The organism is Paracoccus sp. DMF-8, assembly GCF_029309835.1.
GTDB lineage: Bacteria > Pseudomonadota > Alphaproteobacteria > Rhodobacterales > Rhodobacteraceae > Paracoccus.
In genome coordinates, this window is sequence record NZ_JARJHL010000014.1 from 42,069 (window position 1) to 66,160 (window position 24,092).

At 67.3% G+C, this 24,092-nt stretch carries 26 protein-coding genes and 4 pseudogenes; 11 read left to right on the forward strand and 19 right to left on the reverse strand.

Annotation, left to right across the window (positions count from 1 at the left end; translation table 11 throughout):
* Window positions 1-185: 185 nt before the first annotated feature.
* The 11 genes and pseudogenes from PE067_RS14400 to PE067_RS14450 all read right to left on the reverse strand — a co-directional run bounded on the left by PE067_RS14400 (window position 186) and on the right by PE067_RS14450 (window position 10,460).
* Window positions 186-1,604 carry an inorganic phosphate transporter gene (locus tag PE067_RS14400; protein WP_276190318.1) on the reverse strand — a complete coding sequence of 473 codons (1,419 nt, stop codon included), beginning with the start codon at window positions 1,602-1,604 and terminating at the stop codon, window positions 186-188.
* Entirely contained in the window at window positions 1,558-2,073 is a 516-nt protein-coding gene (locus tag PE067_RS14405; protein ID WP_276190319.1) for an NUDIX hydrolase, read from the reverse strand. The genes PE067_RS14400 and PE067_RS14405 overlap by 47 nt, the downstream gene beginning before the upstream one ends.
* Complete coding sequence (gene arfB, locus PE067_RS14410) at window positions 2,070-2,501, reverse strand: alternative ribosome rescue aminoacyl-tRNA hydrolase ArfB (RefSeq protein WP_276190320.1); 432 nt, start codon at window positions 2,499-2,501, stop codon at window positions 2,070-2,072. The genes PE067_RS14405 and arfB overlap by 4 nt, the downstream gene beginning before the upstream one ends.
* Window positions 2,502-2,568: 67 nt before the next feature.
* Window positions 2,569-4,621, reverse strand: a pseudogene (gene pbpC, locus PE067_RS14415) (penicillin-binding protein 1C).
* 262 nt (window positions 4,622-4,883) lie between these two features.
* Window positions 4,884-5,357, reverse strand: coding sequence for a GNAT family N-acetyltransferase (locus PE067_RS14420; protein WP_276190321.1), 474 nt, complete (start codon window positions 5,355-5,357; stop codon window positions 4,884-4,886).
* Window positions 5,358-5,414: 57 nt separating this feature from the next.
* Window positions 5,415-6,170, reverse strand: a pseudogene (locus PE067_RS21910) (IS5 family transposase).
* 137 nt (window positions 6,171-6,307) lie between these two features.
* Window positions 6,308-7,222: a TIGR01620 family protein gene (locus PE067_RS14435; RefSeq protein WP_346429701.1), complete on the reverse strand. Its 915-nt coding sequence runs from the start codon at window positions 7,220-7,222 to the stop codon at window positions 6,308-6,310.
* The gene (locus PE067_RS21915) at window positions 7,219-7,482 is read right to left on the reverse strand and encodes a hypothetical protein (protein WP_346429702.1); all 264 of its coding nucleotides are present in this window, start codon (window positions 7,480-7,482) and stop codon (window positions 7,219-7,221) included. The genes PE067_RS14435 and PE067_RS21915 overlap by 4 nt, the downstream gene beginning before the upstream one ends.
* A 9-nt stretch (window positions 7,483-7,491) precedes the next feature.
* Window positions 7,492-8,862 (reverse strand): YcjX family protein, encoded by a 1,371-nt coding sequence (locus tag PE067_RS14440; protein ID WP_276190323.1) that lies wholly within the window; start codon window positions 8,860-8,862, stop codon window positions 7,492-7,494.
* 81 nt (window positions 8,863-8,943) lie between these two features.
* Window positions 8,944-9,780, reverse strand: coding sequence for a hypothetical protein (locus tag PE067_RS14445; RefSeq protein ID WP_276190324.1), 837 nt, complete (start codon window positions 9,778-9,780; stop codon window positions 8,944-8,946).
* Complete coding sequence (locus tag PE067_RS14450) at window positions 9,777-10,460, reverse strand: hypothetical protein (protein WP_276190325.1); 684 nt, start codon at window positions 10,458-10,460, stop codon at window positions 9,777-9,779. Before PE067_RS14450 ends, PE067_RS14445 begins: the two co-directional genes overlap by 4 nt.
* 182 nt (window positions 10,461-10,642) lie before the next feature.
* Here PE067_RS14450 and PE067_RS14455 point away from each other — a divergent pair.
* The 6 genes and pseudogenes from PE067_RS14455 (at window position 10,643) to PE067_RS14480 (ending at window position 14,501) form a co-directional block, all read left to right on the forward strand.
* Window positions 10,643-11,848: pseudogene (locus PE067_RS14455) on the forward strand (PLP-dependent aminotransferase family protein).
* Between the two features lie 273 nt (window positions 11,849-12,121).
* Entirely contained in the window at window positions 12,122-12,655 is a 534-nt protein-coding gene (locus tag PE067_RS14460; RefSeq protein WP_276190326.1) for a hypothetical protein, read from the forward strand.
* 275 nt (window positions 12,656-12,930) lie between these two features.
* Entirely contained in the window at window positions 12,931-13,437 is a 507-nt protein-coding gene (locus PE067_RS14465) for a hypothetical protein (RefSeq protein WP_276190327.1), read from the forward strand.
* Window positions 13,419-13,682, forward strand: a complete 264-nt coding sequence (locus PE067_RS14470) for a hypothetical protein (RefSeq protein WP_276190328.1) — start codon at window positions 13,419-13,421, stop codon at window positions 13,680-13,682. The genes PE067_RS14465 and PE067_RS14470 overlap by 19 nt, the downstream gene beginning before the upstream one ends.
* Window positions 13,679-14,038 (forward strand): hypothetical protein, encoded by a 360-nt coding sequence (locus tag PE067_RS14475; protein WP_276190329.1) that lies wholly within the window; start codon window positions 13,679-13,681, stop codon window positions 14,036-14,038. The genes PE067_RS14470 and PE067_RS14475 overlap by 4 nt, the downstream gene beginning before the upstream one ends.
* A complete protein-coding gene (locus tag PE067_RS14480; RefSeq protein WP_276190330.1) occupies window positions 14,004-14,501 on the forward strand; it encodes an ATP-dependent helicase C-terminal domain-containing protein in 498 nt (165 codons plus the stop codon). The genes PE067_RS14475 and PE067_RS14480 overlap by 35 nt, the downstream gene beginning before the upstream one ends.
* Here the strand turns inward: PE067_RS14480 and PE067_RS14485 are convergent.
* The 4 genes from PE067_RS14485 to PE067_RS14500 all read right to left on the reverse strand — a co-directional run bounded on the left by PE067_RS14485 (window position 14,426) and on the right by PE067_RS14500 (window position 15,739).
* Complete coding sequence (locus PE067_RS14485) at window positions 14,426-14,833, reverse strand: DUF308 domain-containing protein (RefSeq protein WP_276190331.1); 408 nt, start codon at window positions 14,831-14,833, stop codon at window positions 14,426-14,428. The two genes, PE067_RS14480 and PE067_RS14485, sit on opposite strands and share 76 nt — an antisense overlap.
* Window positions 14,721-15,110 carry a DUF308 domain-containing protein gene (locus tag PE067_RS14490; RefSeq protein ID WP_276190332.1) on the reverse strand — a complete coding sequence of 130 codons (390 nt, stop codon included), beginning with the start codon at window positions 15,108-15,110 and terminating at the stop codon, window positions 14,721-14,723. Before PE067_RS14490 ends, PE067_RS14485 begins: the two co-directional genes overlap by 113 nt.
* Before the next feature lie 201 nt (window positions 15,111-15,311).
* Entirely contained in the window at window positions 15,312-15,482 is a 171-nt protein-coding gene (locus PE067_RS14495; protein WP_276190333.1) for a hypothetical protein, read from the reverse strand.
* Entirely contained in the window at window positions 15,455-15,739 is a 285-nt protein-coding gene (locus PE067_RS14500) for a hypothetical protein (RefSeq protein ID WP_276190334.1), read from the reverse strand. The genes PE067_RS14495 and PE067_RS14500 overlap by 28 nt, the downstream gene beginning before the upstream one ends.
* Window positions 15,740-15,977: 238 nt before the next feature.
* On the opposite strand from PE067_RS14500, the gene PE067_RS14505 reads away from it, so the two are divergent.
* Window positions 15,978-16,394 (forward strand): hypothetical protein, encoded by a 417-nt coding sequence (locus tag PE067_RS14505; protein WP_276190335.1) that lies wholly within the window; start codon window positions 15,978-15,980, stop codon window positions 16,392-16,394.
* Window positions 16,395-16,538: 144 nt separating this feature from the next.
* Here PE067_RS14505 and fmt read toward each other — a convergent pair.
* The 4 genes and pseudogenes from fmt to def (PE067_RS14525) all read right to left on the reverse strand — a co-directional run bounded on the left by fmt (window position 16,539) and on the right by def (PE067_RS14525) (window position 20,212).
* Window positions 16,539-17,437: pseudogene (fmt, locus tag PE067_RS14510) on the reverse strand (methionyl-tRNA formyltransferase).
* A gap of 9 nt (window positions 17,438-17,446) precedes the next feature.
* Complete coding sequence (def, locus tag PE067_RS14515; RefSeq protein WP_276190336.1) at window positions 17,447-17,947, reverse strand: peptide deformylase; 501 nt, start codon at window positions 17,945-17,947, stop codon at window positions 17,447-17,449.
* 282 nt (window positions 17,948-18,229) lie between these two features.
* Window positions 18,230-19,435 carry an MFS transporter gene (locus PE067_RS14520; RefSeq protein WP_276190337.1) on the reverse strand — a complete coding sequence of 402 codons (1,206 nt, stop codon included), beginning with the start codon at window positions 19,433-19,435 and terminating at the stop codon, window positions 18,230-18,232.
* A 255-nt stretch (window positions 19,436-19,690) separates the two neighbouring features.
* Window positions 19,691-20,212, reverse strand: coding sequence for a peptide deformylase (gene def, locus PE067_RS14525; protein WP_276190338.1), 522 nt, complete (start codon window positions 20,210-20,212; stop codon window positions 19,691-19,693).
* 71 nt (window positions 20,213-20,283) lie between these two features.
* Here def (PE067_RS14525) and PE067_RS14530 point away from each other — a divergent pair, with 71 nt between their 5' ends.
* The 4 genes from PE067_RS14530 to PE067_RS14545 all read left to right on the forward strand — a co-directional run bounded on the left by PE067_RS14530 (window position 20,284) and on the right by PE067_RS14545 (window position 24,065).
* The gene (locus tag PE067_RS14530) at window positions 20,284-21,468 is read left to right on the forward strand and encodes a PatB family C-S lyase (RefSeq protein WP_276190339.1); all 1,185 of its coding nucleotides are present in this window, start codon (window positions 20,284-20,286) and stop codon (window positions 21,466-21,468) included.
* Between the two features lie 21 nt (window positions 21,469-21,489).
* Window positions 21,490-22,152 (forward strand): L,D-transpeptidase family protein, encoded by a 663-nt coding sequence (locus tag PE067_RS14535; RefSeq protein WP_276190340.1) that lies wholly within the window; start codon window positions 21,490-21,492, stop codon window positions 22,150-22,152.
* 269 nt (window positions 22,153-22,421) lie between these two features.
* The gene (locus PE067_RS14540) at window positions 22,422-23,795 is read left to right on the forward strand and encodes an MATE family efflux transporter (RefSeq protein ID WP_276190341.1); all 1,374 of its coding nucleotides are present in this window, start codon (window positions 22,422-22,424) and stop codon (window positions 23,793-23,795) included.
* Window positions 23,796-23,828: 33 nt separating this feature from the next.
* Window positions 23,829-24,065, forward strand: a complete 237-nt coding sequence (locus tag PE067_RS14545) for an Lrp/AsnC ligand binding domain-containing protein (protein ID WP_276190342.1) — start codon at window positions 23,829-23,831, stop codon at window positions 24,063-24,065.
* Window positions 24,066-24,092 lie beyond the last annotated feature (27 nt).

The following is a 24,092-nucleotide window of genomic DNA, read 5'->3' on the forward strand; positions in this document are numbered from 1 at the left end:
ACGGATCGTGCCGCGACATCCGGACAAATCCCGCGATGGGTATGGGCAGGCCGGGGGTGCAGTCTGTCGGGGCGCAGGCAGTTCCGGGCGGCGCCGCTGCGTGATGGCGTTGCGGAAGGTTCCGGCGCGGGTGTCAGGTCTGCGGGTCGCGGGCCTTTCGCAGGCCCGCGCCTTGCGACCCCTGTTCAGCCGATCAGCACCGTTGCCAGCGCCGCCAGCGCGGCGGCCACCGGCACCGTCACCAGCCATGCACCGAAAACCGTCCGCACATGAGAGCGGCGGACCAGATGGCGGCGGCGGCGTTCCTCGGTCGGCATCTGGGCGCGGGGTCTGGCCAGACGCCGGTCGCGCCATTCGCGGTAAAAGCCGACGCCAAAGACCCCGCCGATCGCGACATGGGTCGTCGACAGCGGCATTCCCACGGCCGAGGCGGTGATGACCGTGATCGCCGTCGCCAGCGTCACGCAAAAGGCGCGGTTGTTGTTCAGCCGCGTGATCTTGCTGCCGACCATATGGACCAGCTTGCGCCCGAACAGCAGCGTGCCCGCCGCGATCCCCAGACCCGCCAGCAGCGGGGCCAGTCCCTGCACCATGCCTCCGGTCGCACGGGTGCCGTCAAGGATGACCGTCAGCGGCGCCGTCACGTTCGAAGCGTCATTCGAACCATGGGCGAAACCCATCAGCAGCGCGGAAATGACCAGAGGCAGGTTCAGCACCGATTTGATCGCGGATTTCGCATCGCTTTCGCGCGCCACCATCAGGTCGATGCGACGCAGGGAAAGCCCCCATGCCAGCGCCGCCAGCACCAGCGCGACCACGCCCGATTGCAGCGCCCCGAAACCGATCACATAGACCTGAATGTGAAAGACGAACAGCGACACCGTCAGGGCAATCAACGGCGGCAGCCAGCGCCGGGCCGAGGCCAGCGGGTCGGGGGTGTCGATGATCTGGCGCCGCAGCATCGCCAGCAGCAGGGCCGCCAGCACCCCCGCGACCATCGGCGACAGCAGCCAGCCCGCCGCGATCAGCGCGATGACCGGCCAGTTGATCGTCTGCCAGCCAAGCGTCGCGATCCCGGCGCCGACAATCGCGCCGACGACCGCATGGGTGGTGCTGACCGGCGCTTCGGCCCAGGTGGCCAGGCTGACCCAGATCGACGCGGCCAGCAGCGCGGCCACCATCATGCGGACGGATTGGCCCGGCGTCAGCGACAGATCGACGGTGACCAGATCGCGGGCCAGCCGGTCGGTCACCTCTGCCCCGGCCAGAACGACGCCGGATATCTGCATGATCGCGACAAGGACCAGCCCCGCCGTCAGCCCGATCGCCCCCGCGCCGACCGCCGGACCAAGCGAGTTCGCCGCGTCGTTGCCGCCCATCGACAGGGCCATATAGGTCGCAACCGCCAGACCGGCGGCCAGCATCCCGGCATCGGTTTCGCCCCCCAGGGCGCCAAAGGCCAGCAACCCGCCCAGTGCGATCAGGACAATCGCGATCGCCAGCCGCAACTGCGGACGAAAAAACCGCGCGCTGGCGGTTTCGGCATTGGTCAGCCGCTCAAGATCCTTGTCGAGAATGCGAAACTCGCGCAGCGGTCGAACCATCGGAAGTCCAGGCCAGCTCCGCAGGATCGGGCAGCTCGCGCAGCAGGGTTTTCAGGCCCGTTTCCTCGACCAGTTCGGCGGCTTCGGCCGGGGTGAACCAGGCGCGGCGGCGCTGGCCGACCTCGGGGAAGTCGTCGGCAAGCTCTTGCACCTCGATGCCGAAGACATGCACCAGAACCGGAATGCCAAAGCCGCGATCCTGTTTCTTGTCATAGTGATAGGTGCCGAATTCATGGCGCATCAGGGGGCCGCGCACGCCGGCCTCTTCCCATGCCTCCTGCTGGGCGGCCTCGCCGAGGGAGCGGCCGGTCATCGGCCAGCCCTTGGGCAGGATCCAGCGGCCGGTGCCCCGGCTGGTGATCAGCAGGACCTTGCCGCTGGACAGGTCAAGGCAGAGCGCCGCGATTTGCAGCGGCGCGGGACGGCGGCCCAGGAACAGGCCCAGTTTGTCACGCAACAGGTCGATCATTCCAATTCACCATCGCCGGATATCCGACCGCGCAGGGCCTTGACCGTGCCCCGCTGCACCTTGGCGGCGATGCGGCGGCGCTGGCTGCCCAAGGTGGGGCGGGTCGCGATCCGGCGTTTTGGCGCAACGATAGCCTGACGGATCAGATCGGCAAGCCTTTCGCGTGCGATTTCGCGATTGCGAAGCTGCGACCGGGTTTCCTGCGACAGGATGACAATGGCGCCATCCACGGTCCAGCGCCGTCCGGCCAGACGGCGCAGGCGGGTTTTCACGGCCGCAGGCAGATGGGGCGAGCGTTCGGCCTCGAACCGCAGTTCGACGGCGGTTTCGACCTTGTTCACATTCTGTCCGCCCGGTCCCTGAGACCGGGTGAACTGTTCGGACAGTTCCCATTCCTGGATAAAGATATGATCGTCGATCCGCAGCATGGGCGGAATATGTACATCATCCGGGATAATGAAAGGTTAATCTGCACCCTCGCGACAGATTGATCCCCTACTGCAACCGGATTGCCGCGCTTGCCGACAGGCCATCGGCGTCGATGACGGTCAGCCGGGCAAATCCGGGGCCGGGATTGGGCAGTTCGGCGCTTGGCGCGGGTTGCGACACCGCCGCGGGCGTGCCGTTCAGCAAAAAGGTATAGGGCGCGCGGCCGCCGCGGGCCTTGGCGGTCAGTCTGCCCTTGCTGTCCAGCGTTGCGCCATCGGGGGGAAAGGTCGGCTGCAACCCCTCGGGCCGGTTCGGCCGCGCCGCGACCGCGCTGGCCGTGCCCGCCGGGGCGAACCGGCGCAGCGGCAGGGGCAGCGCGGCATTCGGCAGCGTCAGCGTCTGTGGCGGCGGATTCGGCAGCGCCTTGCGGGGCAGCATGTCGAACAGGTCGAACATGACGGGCGCGGCCAGATCCCCGCCAAAGACGCCGGGAACGAGGGTGCCATCGGGCCGGCCCATCCAGACCGCCACGACATGCGCACCGTCATAGCCCACCGCCAGCGCGTCGCGGTGGCCGTAGGAGGTCCCGGTCTTCCACGCGATCCGCCCGCTGGCCGCGCCCGTCGGCGGCGGGTTCTGCGCCAGAATATGCGTGACCTGCCGGGCCGCGACCGGGCCGAACATCGCCAGCGGCTGGTCCTGCGCGCCGCCCGGCAGGGGCGACAGGGTGATGCCGCGCCCGCCGCGCGCCAGTGCGCCGTAACCCTGCGCCAGATCGGTCAGCGTGACGCCCGCCCCGCCAAGCGTGATGGCAAGGCCGGGGCTGCCGGTCAGACGCAGGTGGATCCCGCCACGTTCCAGCGCCTGCGTGATGCGGTTCGGGCCGACCGCCTCGGCCAGCTTGACCACGGGGATGTTCAGCGACCAGATCAGCGCCTGCCGCAGGCTGACCGTGCCGCGAAACTGGCGGTCGAAATTCTGGGGCTGCCAGCGGCTAAAGACAGCCGGGCGATCCTCGATCAGGGTTTCGGGATGGGCGATGCCATCGTGAAAGGCCAGCCCGTAGACGAACGGCTTCAGCGTCGATCCGGGCGAACGCACCGCCTGCGTCATGTCGATGAACCCGCCCGAACGGTCGTCGGTGAATTCTGCCGCGCCGACCAGCGCCAGGATCTCGCCATTGCGGTGATCGGCCAGCACGATCGCGGCGGACAGCCGCCCGCCCTGCGCGCGCGTGGCGCGGGCCGCCAGCGTTTCCGCGCGGCGTTGCAGGGTGGCGTCGATGGTCGTGTCGATCCGCGTCGCACCGGGATGTTCGCGGCGCAGGCGCGCAGCCAGCAGGGGGGCCGTCGCCGGAAAGGCGCGGCGCATCGTCGGCACCTGTTCCGCCGTCGCGGCGCGGGCGTCGCTTTCGGGGATGACGCCCAGTTCGGCCACGCGCACCAGCACCCGGTCGCGCGCCTGAGTCGCGGCCTGCGGATGGCGGTCGGGGCGCCTGCGTTCGGGCGATTGCGGCAGGGCGACCAGCAGGGCTGCCTGCGCGGGCGTCAGGCGGCGCGGTTCCTTGCCGAACCACTGCAGGGATGCGGCGCGGACCCCTTCGACATTGGCGCCGTAGGGGGCAAGCCGCAGATAGAGGTCGATGATCTGATCCTTGGTCAGTTGTCGTTCCAAGGCCAGCGCCAGCCGCACCTGCCGGATCTTGCCCTGCCATTCGCCGGTCGGCCCGTCCTCCAGCAGGCGCGCGACCTGCATCGTCAGGGTCGACCCGCCCGACACCGCCCGCCCATGCGCCGCCGCCTGCCATGCGGCCCGCAACATGGCGCGGGCATCGACGCCGTGGTGGTCGGCGAAACGCCGGTCCTCCCGTGCCAGCAGCATGCGGACCAGCAGGGGATCGACCGGGCCGGGATCCAGCCGCCAGCGCCCGTCCGCGACCCGGCAGGCGCGCAGCGAGGCTACCGTCCGCGCCAGCACCTGGTCCCGACGGGGACGTCCAGCAAGAGAGCGGTTCGGTTGCCGCAATCCAGTCGTCCACGCGGTCGCGCCCGGCCGCTGCGATACCCAGCAGAGCCGCAAGGGCAAGGATCGTCAGGGACAGGCGGCGCGGGTGTGGCATGACCGGTATGATAGTCGTCGCGGTAGAGAGGGTGAGAGGTCTGCTAAGCCCGCGTCCAGGATCTCGGTCGGGCACGCAGATGCGCAGCGTCATCACCCAAGCTGACCGTTGTCTGCGGCCGCTTGGGTTAACAAGGCTGGTCATTGTGGGGGGCTTGTGTCTGCTATGCGGGACGAAGCGGACGGTTCACGTCTGCTTGCGCAACAGGCAGCAAGCCGTGCCGTCAAAAATTGTGGCCATGCAAGACACTTGAACGACAGTGTCACTCCGAGAGGTCGAGGTTGAGTTTGAAACCGAGGTGAGATGGCTTGAAGCCAAGTTTCTCATAGAAATGGTGGGCGTCGGGCCGCCGCACATCGCTCATGAGTTGCACGATCCGGCACCCTCTCCCACGCGCTTCATCAATCGCGTATTGGATCATCATTGACCCAAGACCACGACCACGCGCAGCGCTCGAAATCCGCACACCCTCAATCTGCGCGCGCGAGCTGCCCCTTCGGGAAAGATGGTGCAAGAATGTGATTTGCAGCGTGCCAAGCAGAGCGCCTCGCTCACCTGCCACGACTGCCAGAATCTGGTTCGGATCGCTGTCGATCTTGTTGAAGGCCGAAACATAGTCGTCACTGATAGGGTCACCAACAACTTCCCGCGACCGCCCCAGCTCATCATCCGCCAGCATGGCGACAATTTGGGAAAGATCACCAAGGACTGCCTTGCGGAATGTTAGCTCTGCCACTGTGCATCCTCACGCCATGAATTCGAAGCCAGCACTAGGGTCTGGACTCATTGAGTTTCAAAGCCAGTAGATGACGAGGGCAGCAAGTGCGATTGCTGACAAGAATACCTTGGGGCAACGGTCGTACCGGGTCGCCACACGCCTCCAATCCTTGAGCCTGCCGAACATGATCTCGATCCGGTTGCGCCGTTTGTACCGGCGCTTGTCGTACTTGACGGTTTTCTTCCGCTGCTTCCGGCCTGGGATGCAGGCGCGTATCCCTTTGTCTTTCAACGCTTCTCTGAACCAGTCGGCGTCATAGCCGCGATCCCCGAGCAGCCAATCGACATCCGGCAGGCTGCTCAGCAATGCCCGCGCGCCGATGTAATCGCTGACCTGTCCGGCAGTGACGAACAGGTTGAGGGGGCGCCCTGGCTGTCGCAGATGGCGTGCAACTTGGTGTTCATGCCGCCCTTGGTGCGACCAATCAGGCGCCCACGCCCCCCTTTTTCACGCCCATGCTGGTCGCGGTGCGGTGGGCCTTCAGGTAAGTGGCGTCGATCATCACGGTCTTCTCTTCGCCGTGCCCGGCCGCCAGACCCGCCATCATTTGGGCAAAGATGCCCTTGTCGCTCCACCGCTTCCAACGGTTGTATAGTGTCTTGTGCGGGCCATAGGCTGCCGGGGCATCGCGCCACCGTAAGCCATTGCGATTGATGAAGATAATCCCGCTTAACACGCGTCGATCATCGACGCGAGGCTTGCCGTGGGACTTGGGAAGAAAGGCTCAAGACGCGCCATCTGCGCGTCCGTCAACCAAAAAAGATCAGACATGGTCACCGCTCGCTTTTCGAACCGTGAATCACGCCGCCAGTCGGAAATCAATGGGTCCTGAGCCTGGCATTTTATGTGCAGATCGTGAATGGCTGCTCTGGGCTCTTCGCAACGCAGAGCAACCGGGAGCGTCGGGGCTAATCTGCCTCGGGGCCGTGCGTTGCCGCCTCATCCTCGCCAAACAGCCCCTTCAACCCGCGCGACACCAGATTGCCGACCGAGGGCTTGCGCTGGTGGATGAAGGGCAGGGGGCGGCAAACCTCCATTGCGGCGATGCCGACGCGGGCGGTCAGGGCGCCGTTGACGACGCCTTCGCCAAAGCGGCGGCTGAGGCGGGACAGCAGGCCGCCGCCCGCGATGGTCTGGATCATGTCATCGCCCGCCGCGACCGCGCCGGTGGCGACCAGATGGGTCATCACGGTTTTCGCCAGCCGCCAGCCGCCGACCGATCCGGCGCGGCCGCCGTAGATTTCGGCGATGCGGCGGATCATGCGCAGGTTCGCGGCCAGCGCCGCGATGACATCGGCCAGCGCCAGCGGGATCAGGGCGGTGGCGGCAGCGACGGTGCGGGCGGCGGCCTCGATCTCGCGCCTTGCCTGCTGGTCCAGCGTGGCCAGCAGGTCGGATTCGGCCAGCGACAGCAGGCTTTCGGCGTCCAGCGCCTCGTTCTGGCGGTCCTGCAGATGGGCCAGACCCCATTGCGTCTCGGGGCGCGGGCGATACAGGCGCTGCAACTGGTCGGTGACCTGGCGCGCCGCCGACAGGTCGCCATTGGTCAGCGCCGCGCCCGCCGCGCGGCTGATCTGGTCGATGGCGGCGAAGCGCGCCCAGGTTCGGTATTCGCGCCATGCCATGGCCAGCGCGCCGATGGCGAACAGCGCAAACAGCGCCATGCCGACCCAACCCAGAAGCGGATAGCTGTTCAGCAGGTTGGAAATGAACCGCAGCGCCGCGACCGACAGCAGAAAGGTGAACAGCGCGGCGCCGGTATTGATGAAAAACCGCGTCAGCCGCGAGGACCTGCCCCCGACCAGCCGCGAGACCAGCATCATCGTGCGCGGCTGTGGCAGCGCGATGCCGCCGTCATCGACCGGCGGTGCATCGGCGGGCGAAGGCCGGGCGGCCTTTGGGTCGCGCGGCGCGCGGCGGCTGCGGTCGTCGCCGTGGGGCGAGGTTTCATGGGGCGCGGTTTCCAGCGGATCGGCCTGCAGATGCGGGCGGCGGCGGCGCGCGCCGGGCGGTCGGGTTCGACCTCGATCAGAACGGGGCCGGGGCGTTTGCGTGCAGGCGTGTTTTCGGTGTCGTCGGTCATCTGCGGCCCCTAGATCCGGTCGCCCAGCAGGAATTCGGCGGCTCGGTCCAGCCGGATATGAGGCGGGCCTTCGCCGGGGCGCAGGGTGTTCGGCGCGGGCGCGAAATCCATGATCGCGTAATCCGCATCCAGCCAGCCCGCCGCGCCCTGCCGGGCCAGGGCCAGCAGTTCCGCCGGGTTTTCGGGCAACTCGCCCGGATACAGCACCGCCTGCCGCCCATCCATCAGGGTGCCGCGCACGGCGGGCAGGTCATGGCCGTCGCGGCTGATGATTTCCTCGGTCGTGCTGCGCAGGGATGCGATCGACATCGCCGCGGTCCGGGCGCCGGAAAAATCGGCGCGGTCGCGGGCCTCGCGCAGCATGGCCGAGACGATATTGGTCAGGCGGGCGTGCTGGCTGTGGTGCAGGTCGTCGGCCTTGGTCGCGGCGAACAGGATGCGTTCGACCCGCCGCGTGCCCAGAAGCTGCGCCAGCCAGCCCGCGCGGCCGGGACGAAAGGCGGACAGGATGTCGGCCATCGACCGGCGCATGTCCTCGACCGCCTGCGGCCCGGCGTGGATCGCGCCCTGAACATCCATCAGCACCACCTGCCGGTCCAGCCTTGCGAAATGGTCGCGGAAGAACGGCCGCACGACGCGGGATTTATAGGCGGCGAAGCGGCGCGAGAATTCCTGCCAGAAGGCGCTGCCCTGAAAGCCCGCGGGCAGGGGGGCAAAGGTCAGGGCGGGCGAGCCCTCCATCTCTCCGGGCATGAGGAAACGGCCGGGGGTGCAGTCCGACCAGCCCGCCGCGCGGGATGCGCGCAGGTGGTCGGTATAGGCGCGGGCCAGATCCTGCGCGGCGGTTTCGCTGAAGGCGGCAGAGGGTCCGATACGGTGGACCAGCGACAGGAAGTCATCGGCCAGCGGGCGGTTTTCGATGCGGGTCAGGACCTCGTCCGACCATTGCGCATAGCTGCGATCCATCAGCCGCAGGTCCAGCAGCCATTCGCCGGGATAGTCGATGATATCGACATGCAGGACCTGCTGGCCGCGCATCCCGGCAATCAGCCCGCGCGGCTGGACGCGCAGCGACAGGCGCATTTCGCTGACATGGCGGGTGCCTTCGGGCCAATGCGGGTCGGGGCCGGTCATCGCGGCCAGATGGCGTTCAAAGTCAAAGCGCGGAATGGTGTCGTCGGGCTGCGGCTGCAGCCAGGCCGCCTTGATCGAGCCATCCGCCGCTGCGCGCAGCGCGTGCATCCGGCCCCGGTCCAGCAGATTGGCCACCAGCGAGGTGATGAACACCGTCTTGCCCGCGCGCGACAGCCCGGTCACGCCAAGCCGGATGACCGGATCGCTCAGACCCAGCCCCTGCATCAGATCGTCGGCAAAGCCCATTCTGTCCCCGGTCCGCCTGTTCTTGAGCCTTCAAGATAGGCGGGCCGGGGCGCGACGTGTAGGGGCATGGTGCCCGCGCGGTCAGGTCACCAGACCTTCCCATGCGTCGATGATGACATCCAGCGCCTCGGGCTGGACCGCGTTGCCGTCAGGGTCGGTATGGGTCTGGTCGCTGTCGTCCGACCCGCTGAAACTGTCGCCATGAGCGAAGCCGATCGACAGGCCGGTGCGGCCCTCGATCTGCAGGACGACCTGACCGTTGACGGTGATCAGCGTGTTGCCCTCGCTTTCCGAGATGCCGACATTGCCGAAATCCGCCCCCGTCTCAGCGGGGTTCAGGTTGACGCGCAGGCTGTCCTCGGCCGGGTCGAAATCGGTGACGGTCGCGGTTTCGCCCTGCTGCAGAAAGCCGGTCAGATGATCGGCGCCCGCGCCGCCGGTGACGGTGTCGGCAAGGTCAAAGCGGATCACGTCATCGCCGTCGCCGCCATCCAGCGGGTCGCTGCTGCGTCCGACATGATCCGCGAAACGGTCGTTCATGGATGGGCCGTAATCGGCAAACCCGTAATTCCCGATCAGCGTGTCATTGCCCGCCCCGCCCGACAGGGTGTTTTCGCCCCCCATCTGGTCATCGGTCCGCAACAGGTCGTTGCCCGCGCCGCCATCGCCCTGCGACCCGGTGCTGACGATCATCCGGTCGGCGCCGTCGTCGCCCTGAAACTGCGCGCCCTGCGTCAGCCAGAAGGTCAGTCCGTCATCGCCCGCGCCGCGCCCTTCGATGCTGTCTTGCGCGTCCAGAACCACGGTGCTGTCGCGCAGGCCCGAGACCGCGATGCGATCCGCGCCCGCGCCGCGGTTGATCCAGTGATACGCACCCGACGCCGCGATCAGGTCGTCGCCCGCGCCCCCGGTCGTCACGATGCCGTCGCCATCGGCGTTGATCGTGTCATTGCCCGCGCCACCCCGCGCGGCGGCTTCGCATGCACGCTGGCCGGATTGCCGGCAGGCAGGCCCGAAATCGCGATCAGGTCGTCGCCGCCCCCGCCATCCAGATCCAGCCCCGCGCCCGCGCCGGTCAGCGTGTCATTGCCCGCCCCGCCACGGCCCGAAATCAGCCCGGCGGGCAGGTCGTCATCGCTGTCATTCGGGGCCCATGATGTGCCATCCGTGCCCCGCCACTCATAGTCGGCATCACCGCTGGCCGGGTTCCATCTGGTCCGCAGGATATGGCCGGTTGCCGGGTTGTCCGCGCCGGTCAGCGTGATGCCGTCATCGCCTGTGCCGCCGTCGATCAGCCCCTCGAAACCTGCGGGATTGTGCAGTTCGTCATTGCCATCGGTGCCCTGCGTGGGGTCGACCGGCTCAGGCTCAGGCTCAGGCTCAGGCTCAGGCTCAGGCTCAGGCTCAGGCTCAGGCTCAGGCTCAGGCTCAGGCTCAGGCTCAGGCTCAGGCTCAGGCTCAGGCTGCGGTTCCGGCTCTGGTTCGGGTTGCGGGACAATATCCGGCCCGTCGTCGTCATCGTCCAGAAGCGACGCCATCGCCACACCGGCAAAAGGCACCAGCAGCAGGAAAAGCCAGCCATTCAACATCTTGTTCACCCATTCACGACACGCCTGCATCTCTGTCGATCCCGGACCCCTTGCGCGTCAAGCGCGAAAGCCCGTGCGCGTCAAGCGCGAAAGCCGGGCCGCGATCTTTGCCGTTGCGCTTTCCCCATTGCACTTTCCGGGGCGCAGGCGCAGGTTTCGCGCCGTTCTGATGTCAACCGGAGTCGACAGCCATGCAATGGACGGATGTCCTGGCCACGCGCAACACGAGGATGAAGGCCTCGGAAATCCGAGAGCTGCTGAAGCTGCTGGATCAGCCCGACATCATTTCATTCGCGGGCGGCATTCCCGACCCGAACCTGTTTCCCGCCGATGCCTTTGCGCAGGCATTCCAGCAGGCGATGGAGCCGGGCAATGCCTCGGTCGCGCTGCAATATTCGGCGTCCGAAGGCTATCGCCCCCTGGCGCGGACTGGGCTGGTCGGGCAGATGGCCGCGATCGGCATTCCCTGCGATGCGGACAATATCCTGATCACCTCTGGGCGCAGCAGGCGCTGGATTATCTGGGCAAGCTCTTGCTGTCGCCGGGCGATACCGCGATGGTCGGCTGGCCGACCTATCTGGGCGCGCTTGGCGCCTTCAACGCCTATGAGCCGCGCTATATCCGGCTGGACCCGTTTTCCAACGCCGATCCCGCCGCCCTGCAGGCCGAGGCGCGGGAGGCAGGCGGCGCGGTCAAATTCGCCTATCTTTCTGCCGATTTCGCCAACCCCACGGGCGAGACGGTCACGCTGAAGGGCCGCCATGCCCTGCTGGATCAGGCCGAAGCGCTGAACATCGCCGTGATCGAGGATGCCGCCTATCAGTCCTCGCGCTTCGACGGCGAGGCGGGTGCTGCCCCGATCCTTGCGCTGGAAATCGCGCGCAAGGGCGATATCGAACAGTGCCGCACGATCTATTGCGGCTCGTTTTCCAAGACGCTGGCGCTGGTCTGCGCGTGGCTGGGTGGTCGCGCCCAGGAGCATCGGGCGGCTGGTCCTGATGAAGCAGGCCGCCGACCTGCATTCCCCGACGCTCAGCCAGATGGCGACGAATATCGTCGCGCGCGCCTGTTTCGACGACCATGTGGCGCGGATCAGATCGGCCCATCAGCACCGCCGCGACCGCATGCTGGCGGCGCTGGACCGCGAGATGCCCGCAGGCGTGACCTCGACCTGCCCTGGAAGGCGGCATGTCTATCTGGCTGACCCTGCCCCAAGACATCGACGGCGCCGAATTCCTGGCCCGCGCCATCGCCGAACAGCGCGTGGCCTTTGTGCCGGCGGGGCCTTCTACGCCGATGGCAGCAACCGCAACACTGGCGCGGCTCAGCTATTCCTGCGCGACGATGACCAGATCGACCAAGGCATCGCCCGCATCGGCACGCTGCTGCGCGGCTGACCGGATCAGCAGCTAGTACATGCGGGCTGGCGGCTGTCGTCCGCCTCGCTCCAAGCCTCCGGGGTGTGGTCAGGCTGTCGCTACCTTCAGCGCCCTGAATGAGTGTTCTCTGCTTGTGGCGGGGGAAATGGCATCCTCTTTCCAGCTTGCGCAGAAATTCTGGCGGCGCTGCAGACTTCGCGGACCTGCCATATGCCCGCATGATGACGCCCTGCCCATCGACGCCGTGCTGCCCGACCTGCATCGCTGCGCTGGTCGGCGCATGGCCGCGCCGTGCTGGTGGCGCCGCCGGGGGCGGGCAAGACGACGCGGGTGCCCCTGGCGCTGCTGCCCGGCATCCCCGGTCGCATCCTGATGCTGGAACCCCGCCGCCTGGCCGCCCGCGCAGCAGCGCCGCAGCGGCTGGCCGAGACAGCCTGGGCGAAGCCGCTGGGCCAGCCGCGTCGGCTACCGCATGCGCGGCGAAAGTCGGTGCCCGGCACACGCATCGAGGTGGTGACCGAACGGCATCCTGACCCGGATGCTCCAATCCGGACCCGCGCGCTCGACGGCATCGGCTGCGTGATCTTCGACGAATTCCACGAACGCAGCCTGAACGCCGATCTGGGCGCTGGCCCTTGCTGTGGAGGCGCGGGGCGCGCTGCGTCCCGATCCTGCGGCTGCGTGGTCATGTCGGCGACGCTGGACGCCGAGCCTGTCGCGGCGCTGCTGGACGGCGCGCCGCTGATCACGCGGTCCGACGGGCCGCGCCTTTCCGGTCGAGACCCGCTGGCTGGACCGCCCGCTGCCCGCCGGCGCCGCATCTAGATCCCGAGGCCGTCGCGTCTGGTCGCTCAGGCCGAGGCCGCGAAACCCGGCGAACAGGGCGGCACGATCCTCGCCTTTCTGCCCGGCGAGGGCGAGATCCGCCGCCGTGCTGCCCAGCTGTCCGATCTGCTCCGGCCGAGGTCCTGCCGCTGTATCGGCGCGCATGGAATTCAAGCGCCCAGCAGCGCGGCGCTGTCCCCGCCCGGCGCCGGTCCGGCGGATCGTGCTGGCGACAGCCATCGCCGAAACCTCGCTGACCATTCCCGGTGTCACAGGTGGTGGTCGATGCCGGCCGGGCGCGGCGGGCGCGCTTCGACCCCGGCTCGGGCATGTCGCGGCTGGTCACCGAGCGCGTCAGCCGGGCCGAGGCCGAACAGCGCCGGGGCCGCGCCGGGCGGGTGGCGCCGGGCATCTGCTACCGCCTGTGGGCGCGGGCCGAGGAAGGCGCGCTGCCGGCCTTTGCGCCCCCGGAAATCGCGGTGGCCGATCTGGCCGGGCTGGCGCTGGAACTGGCGGTCATGGGGCGCGGACGGCGCCGATCTGGCCTTTCTGACCCCGCCGCCGAGGCCGCCGCCATGACCGAGGCGCGGGCGCCTGCTGCGCGATCTGGGCGCGCTGGACGCGCGCGGGGCGGATCACCGACGCACGGGCAGGCCGCTGGCCGCGCTGCCGCTGCATCCGCGGCTTGGCGCATATGCTGGTCCACGGCGGGCCGCGGCGCCGCCGATCTGGCCGCGCTCGGCGGAACGCGATCCGTTGAAAGGTGCGGGCGACGGACCTGAACCTGCGCCTGCAGGCCCTGCGCAACCATCCGGCGCCGCACTCCGCATGGTCAACCGCGCCACCATCCAGCGCATCCGCGACGATGGCCGCGCGGCTGCGCAGGCTGGCGCCAGAAGCGGCCGCGATGTCGCCCGGTGCCATGGCCGCGCTGGCCTATCCCGACCGCATCGGGCTGCGGCGCAAGGGCGATGAAGCGCGTTACGTTCTGTCGGGCGGCAAGGGCGCCCGTGCTGGCCGCCGATGACGCCCGGCCGCGCAGCGCTGATCGTCGCGACCGATCTGGACGGCGACACGCGCGAGGCGCGGATCCGAATGGCGGTCGCGCCGGACGAAACCGATCTGCGCGCGCTTTACGCCGATCGCATCCGGCCGGTCGAAACTGTCGCATGGTCGCGCCGCGAGGGCCGCATTCTGGCGCGGTTGCAGGAACAGGCTGGGCGCGCTGATCCCGTCGGATCGGGCGCTGGAAACGCCCTCGGCGGATGCAATGGCGCTGGCCGCGCTGGAGGGGTTGCGGATCGAGGGGCTGCCATGGACCCCACCGGCCGCGCGTCTGCGGGCGCGGATGGCGCTGTTGCCGGATCTGGGGCCGGTCGATGACGGCAGCCTGCTGGCGGATGGCGACTGGCTGCTGCCTTGCCTGGGCAAGGCGCGCACGCGGGCCGATCTGCGCGGGCTGGACCTGACCGAGGCGCGCGCGCCCGCGCCGGCCATGACGGGATGCGGGCCGGCTGGATCAGGCCGCGCCGGGGCATTCGCGAAACACCCCTGGGTCGGCGGGTCGCGATCGATTACGACGCAGAGGGCCCGGGGATCGAGCTGCCGCCTGCAGGAACTGTTCGGCGTGACGCGGCATCCGATGGTCGGGAACCGCCCCTTGCGTATCACCATGCTGTCGCCGGGGGCCAAGCCGATTGCCGTGACGACGGACCTGCCCGGTTTCTGGGCCGGTGGCTACGCGGATGCGCGGCGCGACATGCGCGGCCGCTATCCCCGCCACCCCTGGCCCGAAGACCCGACCGAGGCCGACCCGACCCTGCGCGCCAAGCCCCGGGGAACGTGAACGGGCTTGGAACGCGAACGGCGCCAACGAAAGCGCCTCAGCCCGGCAGCTTGCGGACCCGGAAGGCCAGCACGATCAGCACGACCCCGATGGCCAGCGTGAACACGCCAAACAGCCATGTCAGGCCAAGGATCCCCGCCGCCGGGCATAAAGGCCAGCAACCCGCCCCAGACCACCAGCAACGCCCCGCTGAGCCCCGGCGCCCATTCGCCCTCGACTTCATGGCGCAGGCGGATGGCGGCGATGATGCGCAACAGGCCCGCGACAATCGCCCATGCCGCGATCCAGAAGACAAAGGCCAGCGCCGTCGCCACGGGCCAGAAAAACGCCATCAACCCGATGATGATCGACAGCGCGCCTTCGGCCAGCCGTAGATCTCATCCACTGACCGTCCGGACCCCTTGCGTGCGAGGTCACGGCGACGATGCTGAACACCCCGTCAACCAGCGCGAATGCGCCAAAGGCGATCAGCAGCGCATAGGCGGTCAGCCCCGGCCACAGCAGCGCGATCAGGCCGAACAGAACCGCCGCGATCCCCCGGACCAGCAGCATCCACCAGCCGGCGCGCAAGACCGCAAGCCCGGTTTGGGAAAATTCCGAATGTTGCATGCGAATTGCCTTCCTTGTGAAATATATCCGGTGCCCGGCAGATCGACCGGGGTTCCGGCACTCCGATGTTTGCGGCTGTGACGACCTTATGCAATGGGCGTGATGCCCGGGACCATACGCTCCCTTTGCTGGAAACGCAGGGTGCCCGGCGGCATCAATGGTCGTCGCCTGCATCGCAGCGGGGCAACCCGGCGCTTGGGGTCAGGGCTGCGGCGGCGGCAGGAAGGCCTGCACCGCGCTGCGCCGGATCAGCGGGAACAACAGGCGTTCCAGCGCCTTGGCCCCCGACCGCGACAGGCCCGGCATGGCGACGAACCGCGTCACGCTGCCGCGTTCGCTTTCCGTTATCCAGACCTCGGTCGGCAGAACCATGAAGGTCGCGCCGGACAGGGCAGTTCTGTCACGCCTGTTCCGACGCGGGTGCTGCGCTGTATCCTGCTGGCCGAGGACAGCGCGCGGCGGTCCGTGACGGCGTAGCGCGCGGGGTGGCGCAGCCAGATCAGCAGACCCGCCATGATCGCCACAAGCAGGGCGCTGCCCGGCACATAGAACAGTGCAGAGCGGCAGGTCCGGCCATATTCCAGCAGCCCGACGCCTTGCGCCGCCGCGAACAGGGAAACAGCCGTCATCGGGGCGAAAATCAGGGCCAGCAGGCCGGGCAGAAACGCGCGCTCTTGCCCCGAGCACAGCAGGATTTCACCGGGTCACAGGCGGGGCGACCAGAACGCGGCGCCCCGGCTGGCCGAGGATGCGGCAACCCTTTGGGCAGAACTGAGGGTAACTGTTCGACCATGGTGCCCAGAAGCGGCAGCAGAACGGCGCGCATATCGGCCGGTTTGACGCCCGCAGGGCGCGGCGATGATGGTCTTGCAAAAGATCACGCCCCGGCGCGACACCCGGTCGATGCGCGCGATGGGCAGGTCCAGACCCTTGCAGGTCCAGACCCTTGTTGTCGATGATGCGCTGGTTCGTGACCGCCCAGACCCGCCCGCGCTGCATCAGCCAATCAAGAGGCACGCTCACCATGACGGCGATCAGAACAAGTGCGCCGCTGAACAACGCGTCGGCAAGCGGAGGCAGACCGAACCCCCGGACGGCTCCGACGATGCGCAACGTGACGAACCCAAGCAGCCGCGACACCGGCACGACCACAAGCAGCAACCACAGGTGACGTTTCTTGAATTCGGTTTCGCGGGTCAGCAGGATCCGTTCGTGTGGGTTCAGCGGTGGCAGGGGCGCGCGTGGTATGGCGTATCTGCCCTGCGATTGGGGCCGGGGTTGTGACGGGGGTGGGGGTTCAGATCGTCAGGCTGGCGAAATCGGGCTGGCGTCGGTTGATATGTCATCGTTGTTTCGGTGCCTGCAAGCCTTTTGCCACACCGGGCCGCCCTGAAAGCGCAGGTCCGAGCTGTCATTCGATCCGGATTGTCAGCCCAGCCTTTCGGGCAGCGTCAGCCTGCGCAGGATGTCGCTGGCCGGCATCGGGCGTTTGCCCTCGCGTTGGGCGGACAGGATTTCGACCGCGCCGGTGCCGCAGGCGATGGTGAAGCCGTCCAGCACCTGACCGGGGGCGCCCGTCCTCGCAACCACCTGAGAACGCAGCAGCTTCAGCTCTTCGCCGCCTGCCATGGTCCATGCCCCCGGAAAGGGCGACAGCCCGCGGATCTGACGGTCGATCTGTTCGGCGGGCAGGCGCCAGTCGATGCGGGCCTCGGCCTTGTCGATCTTGTGGGCATAGGTGACGCCGCTTTCCAGTTGCGGTACGGGCAGTTGCGTGGTCGGGCCGTCCAGCCGGTCCAGCACGCGCAGGATCAGATCGGCGCCCATTCCGGCCAGCCGGTCATGCAGATCGGCGGTGGTGTCCGTGGCACCGATGGGGGTGCGGCGTTCCGCCAGCACCGGGCCGGTGTCCAGACCCGCCTCCATCTGCATGATCGCGACGCCGGTTTCCGCATCGCCCGACAGATCGCGCGGTGATCGGCGCGGTCCGCGCGGCGCGCAGCAGGGATGTGGATGTTCAGGCAGCCAAGGCGCGGCGCGTCCAGAATGGCCTGCGGCAGGATCAGGCCGTAGGCCACGACGACCGCGACATCGGCATCCAGCGCCGCGAAATCGGCCTGATCCTGCGCGGATGACAGCCGTTCGGGACAGCGCACGGGCAGGCCCAGTTCCTGCGCCAGTTTCTGCACGGGCGAGGGGCGGGGCCTTTGCCCGCGCCCCGCCGCGCGCGGGGGCTGGGAATAGACCGCGACGACATCGTGCCGCGCCGCAATCGCCCGCAGCGCATGGGTCGAGAATTCCGGCGTTCCCATGAAAATCACGCGCATATCCGCCCTCTACGTCCTGTTCAGTTTCGCCGATTTCGCGACCAGCATCCTGCGGCGCAGCGGCGACAGGTGATCGACATAGGTCAGCCCGTTCAGATGGTCGATCTGATGCTGGACTGAGGTCGCCCAGAGACCGACGAAATCGCGATCCTCGACTTCGCCCTGATCGTTCAGGAAACGGACGGTCACGGCGCGGGGACGCTCGATCCGGGCAAAGACGCCGGGCAGGTTGGGGCTGGCCTCGTCATGGGCGCGCATCTGGGTGCTGGCGTGCAGAACCTCGGGGTTGGCCATGCGGATCCCTTGGCCGCGCCTGTCGGATGCATCGACGACCGCAAGACGCTGCATGATGCCGATCTGCGGCGCGGCCAGACCGACGCCGGGCATCGCATCCATGGTCTGGATCATGTCGTCCCAGATCATCCGCACGGTCTCGGTGATCGCAGGCACGGTTTCCGCCGGGCGGTGCAGGCGCGGGTCGGAAAAGGGGATGAAGGCGCGGACGGTCATGGGCTTTTCGGCACGGGTTTTGGCAATGGTGGCTTTGGCGCTGTCCTAGCACCGGATCGCGCCGAGGTGAAATGGCGATTGCCCTGTTGTCCGTAAGCGGGTGGCCCGCCAGGCTGGCGGATCGGTTTGCGCGCAGCCCCGGTCCCCATGGCGGTCATTGCGACGACGCGCTTGGCCTTGCGCCGCGCCATGGGGATGTCCGGCCAATCCTGCTCTGCCCTTTGCCCGTCTGCGGTAACATGATCGCCGGGCAGATAAATCCCCCTGCGCCATCGGCGCGGGTCAGTGCGCATGCCCGCCCCGGCCGGATACGGCGGGGGAAGCGACAGCGGGCGAAGCAACGGCGGGGGCGGCGACGGCGGCGGTGGCGACAAGGCACAGCACGACGATCAGCGCGGAACGCAGCCCGTAATGTTCGCCGATGAAACCCAGAAGCGGCGGGCCGACCAGAAAGGCGATATAGCCCGCAATCGCCACGACCCGCACCCGGCCCGCCGGGTTGGACCCGCTGTCGCCCGCTGCCGAGATCGCGACCGGAAAGCCAAGCGAGGCGCCCAGCCCCCACAGCACCACCGCCGAACCGGCCAGAATGGCGCTGCTGGAAAAGATCACCAGCGCGATGCCGGTCGCGCCCAGAACCGCGCAAGCCCGCATCACCCGCGCCCGCCCAAAGCGGCGCAGGAACCAGCCGCCGCAAAAGCGGCCCAGGGTCATGGCGCTGGCAAAGGCCAGAAACACCAGCGACCCCGATGCCTGGCTGAACCCGTATTCATCGACCATCAGGATCGGCAGCCAGTCATTCGCGGAACCTTCGGCCAGCGCCATGGCCAGCACGATCAGGCCGATCAGCAACAGCCTGCGGTCGCGCCACAGGCTGGCCATGGCCTCGGGCTGGTCGGAGTGGTGGGGCTTTTCCTGCCCGATCCCCTCGGGCAGATGGGGCAGATAGACCAGTATCAACGCGGCGCAGATCGCCGCGACCCCGCCAAGATGCCATGCGACGGGCACATGCAGCGCCGTCATGCCAAGCCCGGCCAGCGCCCCGCAGACCGTGCCGAAGCTGAAAAAACCGTGCAGCGAATGCAGGAAGGGGCGGCCCATCCGGCGCTCGACATCCGCGCCATCGACATTCAGCGCGATTTCCGCCGTGCCCGCGCCAAGGCCGAAGAACGCCAGCCCAAGCGCGACGATCCCTTGCGATCCCGCCGCCGCCCCCAGGCCGAGCGTCGCCATGGACAGGACGATCAGCGACAGCCCGTATTTCGTCGCGGGCCGCGCCCCGTGGCGCGCGACGATCGCCCCCGACAGCAGGACGCCCACCATCGACCCAAAGGACAGGCCCAGCAGGATCAACCCCATTTCCGCAATCGAGGCCTGCACGCTGTCGCGGATCGCGGGCGTCCGCGTCACCCATGACGCCAGCGCAAAGCCGGGCAGAAAGAAAAAGGCGATCAGCGCCAGCCTGCGGCGCGCCAGAGCGGTGTCCATTGTCACATCCAGAAACGAAAAGGGGCGTGGGCAGGGGCCTTGTCGCCGGACTATCCTGTCGCCAGCGACAAGCCAAGCCGCGCCGCCCCCCGCGCGCATCACGGTGCCGGCAAAAGCGCCGCATGTTCAGAAGGGTCGGGGGCGGCGCGGGCAGGTTGGTGCCAATAGCGCCTGTGCTGCGGATCTTGTCCCGCTGACGCGATGCGGCGCTTCCGGCTTTTGCGCCAATCGCTTTGGCGCGACGGTATGCGCGGCTCAGGCGCGGGCCTTTTCGCGCTTGAGCTTGACCATGCGGCGGGTGATCATCTGGCGTTTCATCGCGGACAGGTAGTCGATGAACAGCTTGCCATCCAGATGGTCGATTTCATGCTGCGCGCAGGTCGCCCACAGCCCCTCAAAATCGCGTTCGTGGCTTTTGCCGTCCAGACCCAGCCATGATACGCGGACCTCGGCCGGGCGGGTCACGTCGGCATATTGGTCGGGGATCGACAGGCAGCCTTCCTCATAGGTGTTCAGGGCCTCGGACCGCCAGGTGATTTCCGGGTTCAGCATCACGACGGGATCGGGCGCGGCCTCGGGGTCCTTGTTGCAATCCATGACGAACAGCCGCGACATCACGCCGACCTGCGGCGCGGCCAGACCGACGCCCGGCGCATCATACATGGTGGCCAGCATGTCCGCGGCCAGCGTCTCGATATCCGGCGTGATGCGGGCCACGGGGTCGCACAGCTTTTTCAGGCGCGGATCGGGATGAAGAAGAATGTTCAGCAATGTCATGCCTTCCATCTAGGGCAAGGCTTTCAGCCGCGCAACAACCCGCTATGCTGCCCCGAAACAGGAGGACGGCCATGGCATCAGTGAATTTCGACGAAGACATCGACCGCATCGGAACGAATTGTTCCAAATGGGACGATATGCAGAAGATCTATGGCGTCGATCCGGCCAGCGGCATTTCGATGTGGGTGGCCGACATGGATTTCCGTCCGCCCGCAGCCGTCCAGCGCGCGGTTCAGGATATCGCGAATCACGGCATCTACGGCTATCCGGGCGCGCATCAGCCCTATCTGGACGCGATTCGCTGGTGGATGGATACCCGCCACGGCTGGCAGGTGGAACAGGACTGGATCCTGAACGTCCACGGGCTGGTCAATGGCACGGCGCTGTGCATCGACGCGCTGACGCAGCCGGGCGACGGGGTGATCCTGATGACGCCGGTTTACCACGCCTTTGCCCGCGTCACCCGCGCGGCGGGGCGCGAGGTCGTGGAATTTCCGCTGGCCAGTCGCGCGGGACAATATCATCTGGACTGGGATAGTTGGTCCGGCCTGCTGAACGGCCGCGAACGGATGCTGATCCTGTGTTCGCCGCACAACCCCGGCGGCCGCGTCTGGTCGCAGCGCGAACTGCGCGAGATCGCGGATTTCTGCAAGGCCCATGACCTGATCCTGATCTCGGATGAAATCCACCACGATCTGGTCATGCCAGACAGCCCCCGCCACATCGTCATGGCGAATGCCGCGCCCGATATTTCGGACCGGCTGGTGACGCTGACATCCGCGACCAAGACCTTCAACATCGCGGGCGCGCATCTGGGCAATATCATCGTCGGCGATGAGAAACTGCGCGCCGCGATCAGCCAGCGGATGGCCGCATTGGGGATTTCGCCGGGGCTTTTCGGGCTGAACATGGTCGCTGCCGCATATTCTTCAGAAGGTGCGGAATGGGTCGATGCCCTCGTGCGTTATCTGGATGGAAACCGGCGGATCTTCGATCAGGGGATTGCGCGGATCCGGGGCCTGCGCTCGATGCCCCTGCAGGCGACCTATCTGGCATGGGTCGATTTCGCGGGCACCGGCATGGCGCGCCCCGAGATCGAGACCCGCGTCGCCGCGGGCGCCGGGATCGCCGCGAACCATGGCCCGACCTTCGGGCTGGGGGGAGAGGGCTTCATGCGCTTCAACCTCGCCACGCCAAGGGCGCGGGTCGAAGCGGCGGTGAAACGGTTGCAAGAGGCGTTTTCCGACCTCCAGTAACCATTGGATGGAAAACGACGAATGAAACGGCTTGCACAACTGTTCTCTGTCATCGCGGTTGCCTTTTTCGGCTATGCCGTCTGGCTGATCCTGAATGCCGAACCGGATCGGGTGGCGATTGCCCCGCCACCCGGAATCGAGCGGACCCCGCAGCAGCCCGAAGCCGTTCCGCGCGGCCCCTTCGGGCTGGAACGGCTGCCCGAACTGCTGGACCGCTACGCCCCCGACATCTACCGCCCGCAATCCGAAACGCCGCGCCTGACCTCGCCCGTGGATCGCATCCTGATCGAGAAATCGGCGCGGCGCATGACGGTCTGGCAACGGCAGGGCGCGCCCAGAACATTCACGATCCAACTGGGCGGCGCGCCCAAGGGCGACAAGTCGCGCCAGGGTGATGGTCGCACCCCCGAGGGCGTTTTTCGTATCGACCGCCTGAACCCGCGAAGCCGCTTTCATCTGTCGCTTGGGCTGGATTACCCGCAAAAACATCACCGCGAGGCGGCGCGACGTGCCGGCGTCCATCCCGGCGGCGACATCATGATCCACGGTCAGCCGAACTCGATCCCCGACGGCTATCGCGTGAAAGGCGACTGGACCGAGGGCTGCATCGCCGTCACCGATGACGAGATCGAGGAAATCTTTGCCCTGACCCGCATCGGCACGCAGGTCGAGATCCGGCCCTGATCCCCGATATCGCGATTGTCCGAAAGCCGCGTTCCGCATGGGCCACGACCCATCCCGACCGGCCGCCCCGATTTTTCGCCGCGCCCCGGCCGGATCTTAACCCCGCGGAAACTTTTGCGGGATAGGGTTTCCAGAGAGAGGCTGGTCGGAAAGGCGGGGCGGATATGGACAGGTAAGGGAAATTATCGCTGGATTTTTGAAACTGTCGCCAGGCGTTTGCGCGGAATGACGGCTTGCCGCCCGCACTGCCCAGGGATAAGGCAGATGGCATGACCATCGCCCGGCTTCGCCCCCATCTGACCGCCACGCTGGCGCTTGCGCTGCCCCTGACCGGGTCGCATGTCGCGCGCATGGCGATCGGCGTCACCGATACGGTGATGATCGGCTGGTATGGCGTGGACGAACTCGCCTCGGTCGTGCTGGCGACCTCGATGTGGTTCGTGCTGTTCATGCTGGGCTCGGGCTTTGGGATCGGCGTGATGGGGGTGATCGCGACGGCCGTGGCGCGGGGCGATGACACCGAAACGCGGCGCGCCACGCGCATGGCGCTGTGGCTGTCGACGCTTTACGCGGTGCTGATCCTGCCGGTTCTGTGGTTTTCGGAAACCATTCTGCTGTTTTTGGGACAAAGACCCGAAGTCGCCGGTTTTGCGCAGGAATATCTGCGCATCATGTGCTTTGCCATGGCGCCCGCGCTATGGGGGCTGACGATCAATTCATTCCTTGCCTCGCTTGGCAGGCCGAATATCGTGATGCTGATCACGGTGGCGGGCATTCCGCTGAACATGGTGCTGAACTGGGCCTTGATTTTCGGCAATCTGGGCGCGCCAGAACTGGGTGTGGTGGGCTCGGCACTGGCCAGCCTGATCGTCAACGTCGCGCAATGCCTGATGTTGGTCGCCTGCGCCGCATCGTTGAAAATCGCGCGGCCCTATAACCTGTTCCGCCGTTTCTGGAACCCCGATTGGGCGGCACTGCGCGCCATTCTGATTCTGGGCGCGCCGATCGGGCTGACGCTGGTCGCGGAAACCGGGATGTTCGTGGGCACGAATGTGATGATGGGCTGGTTCGGTCCGCGTGAACTGGCGGCGCATGGTATCGCGCTGCAACTGGCCTCGCTGGCGTTCATGGTGCATCTGGGGCTGGCCAATGCCGTGACGATCCGTGTCGGCACCGCCTGGGGCCGACATGATGTGCCCGCGATGGGCGATGCGGGGCGGGCTGCAATCGCGCTGTCCCTGATGTTCTCGACCATCACCATCGTGGTTTTCCTGACCGCATCGGAATGGCTGGCCTCGCAATATCTGGACCTGACGGACCCGCAGGCGCCCGCGATCATCGCGCTGGTCGGCGGGCTGATGATCTATGCCGCGATGTTCCAGTTCGCCGACGGGATGCAGGTCATCGCGCTGGGCATGTTGCGCGGCTTGCAGGATACGCGGGCGCCGATGTTCTTTGCGATCTTCAGCTATTGGCTGATCGGCCTGCCCTGTGCCTATCTGCTGGCCTTTCGCGTGGGCGTGGGGCCGGGCGGGCTGTGGCTGGGGCTGCTCAGCGGTCTGGCCTGTGCCGCCGTGCTTTTGCTGACGCGGTTCTGGCGCGGTCAGGCGAGGGGCTGGACCGACACGCCCGGCCCGCGCTAAGTTCCCGCCCGACCAGCATCGAAAGGCCAAGCCATGCGTCCCGTATTCGTCCAGATCCGCTGCATTCCCGGCCGCACCTATGAGGTCGCCGATGCGATTTACGACCGCGAAATCGTCAGCGAGCTTTATTCGACCTCGGGCGATTACGATCTGCTGGCCAAGGTCTATGTCCCCGAGGACAAGGATATCGGCCATTACCTGTCGGAAAACCTGTTCGATATCGACGGCATCAGCCGCACGCTGACGACCATGACATTCAAGGCGTTCTAGGATCGCCCTGCCGACGCGACTCTTTCA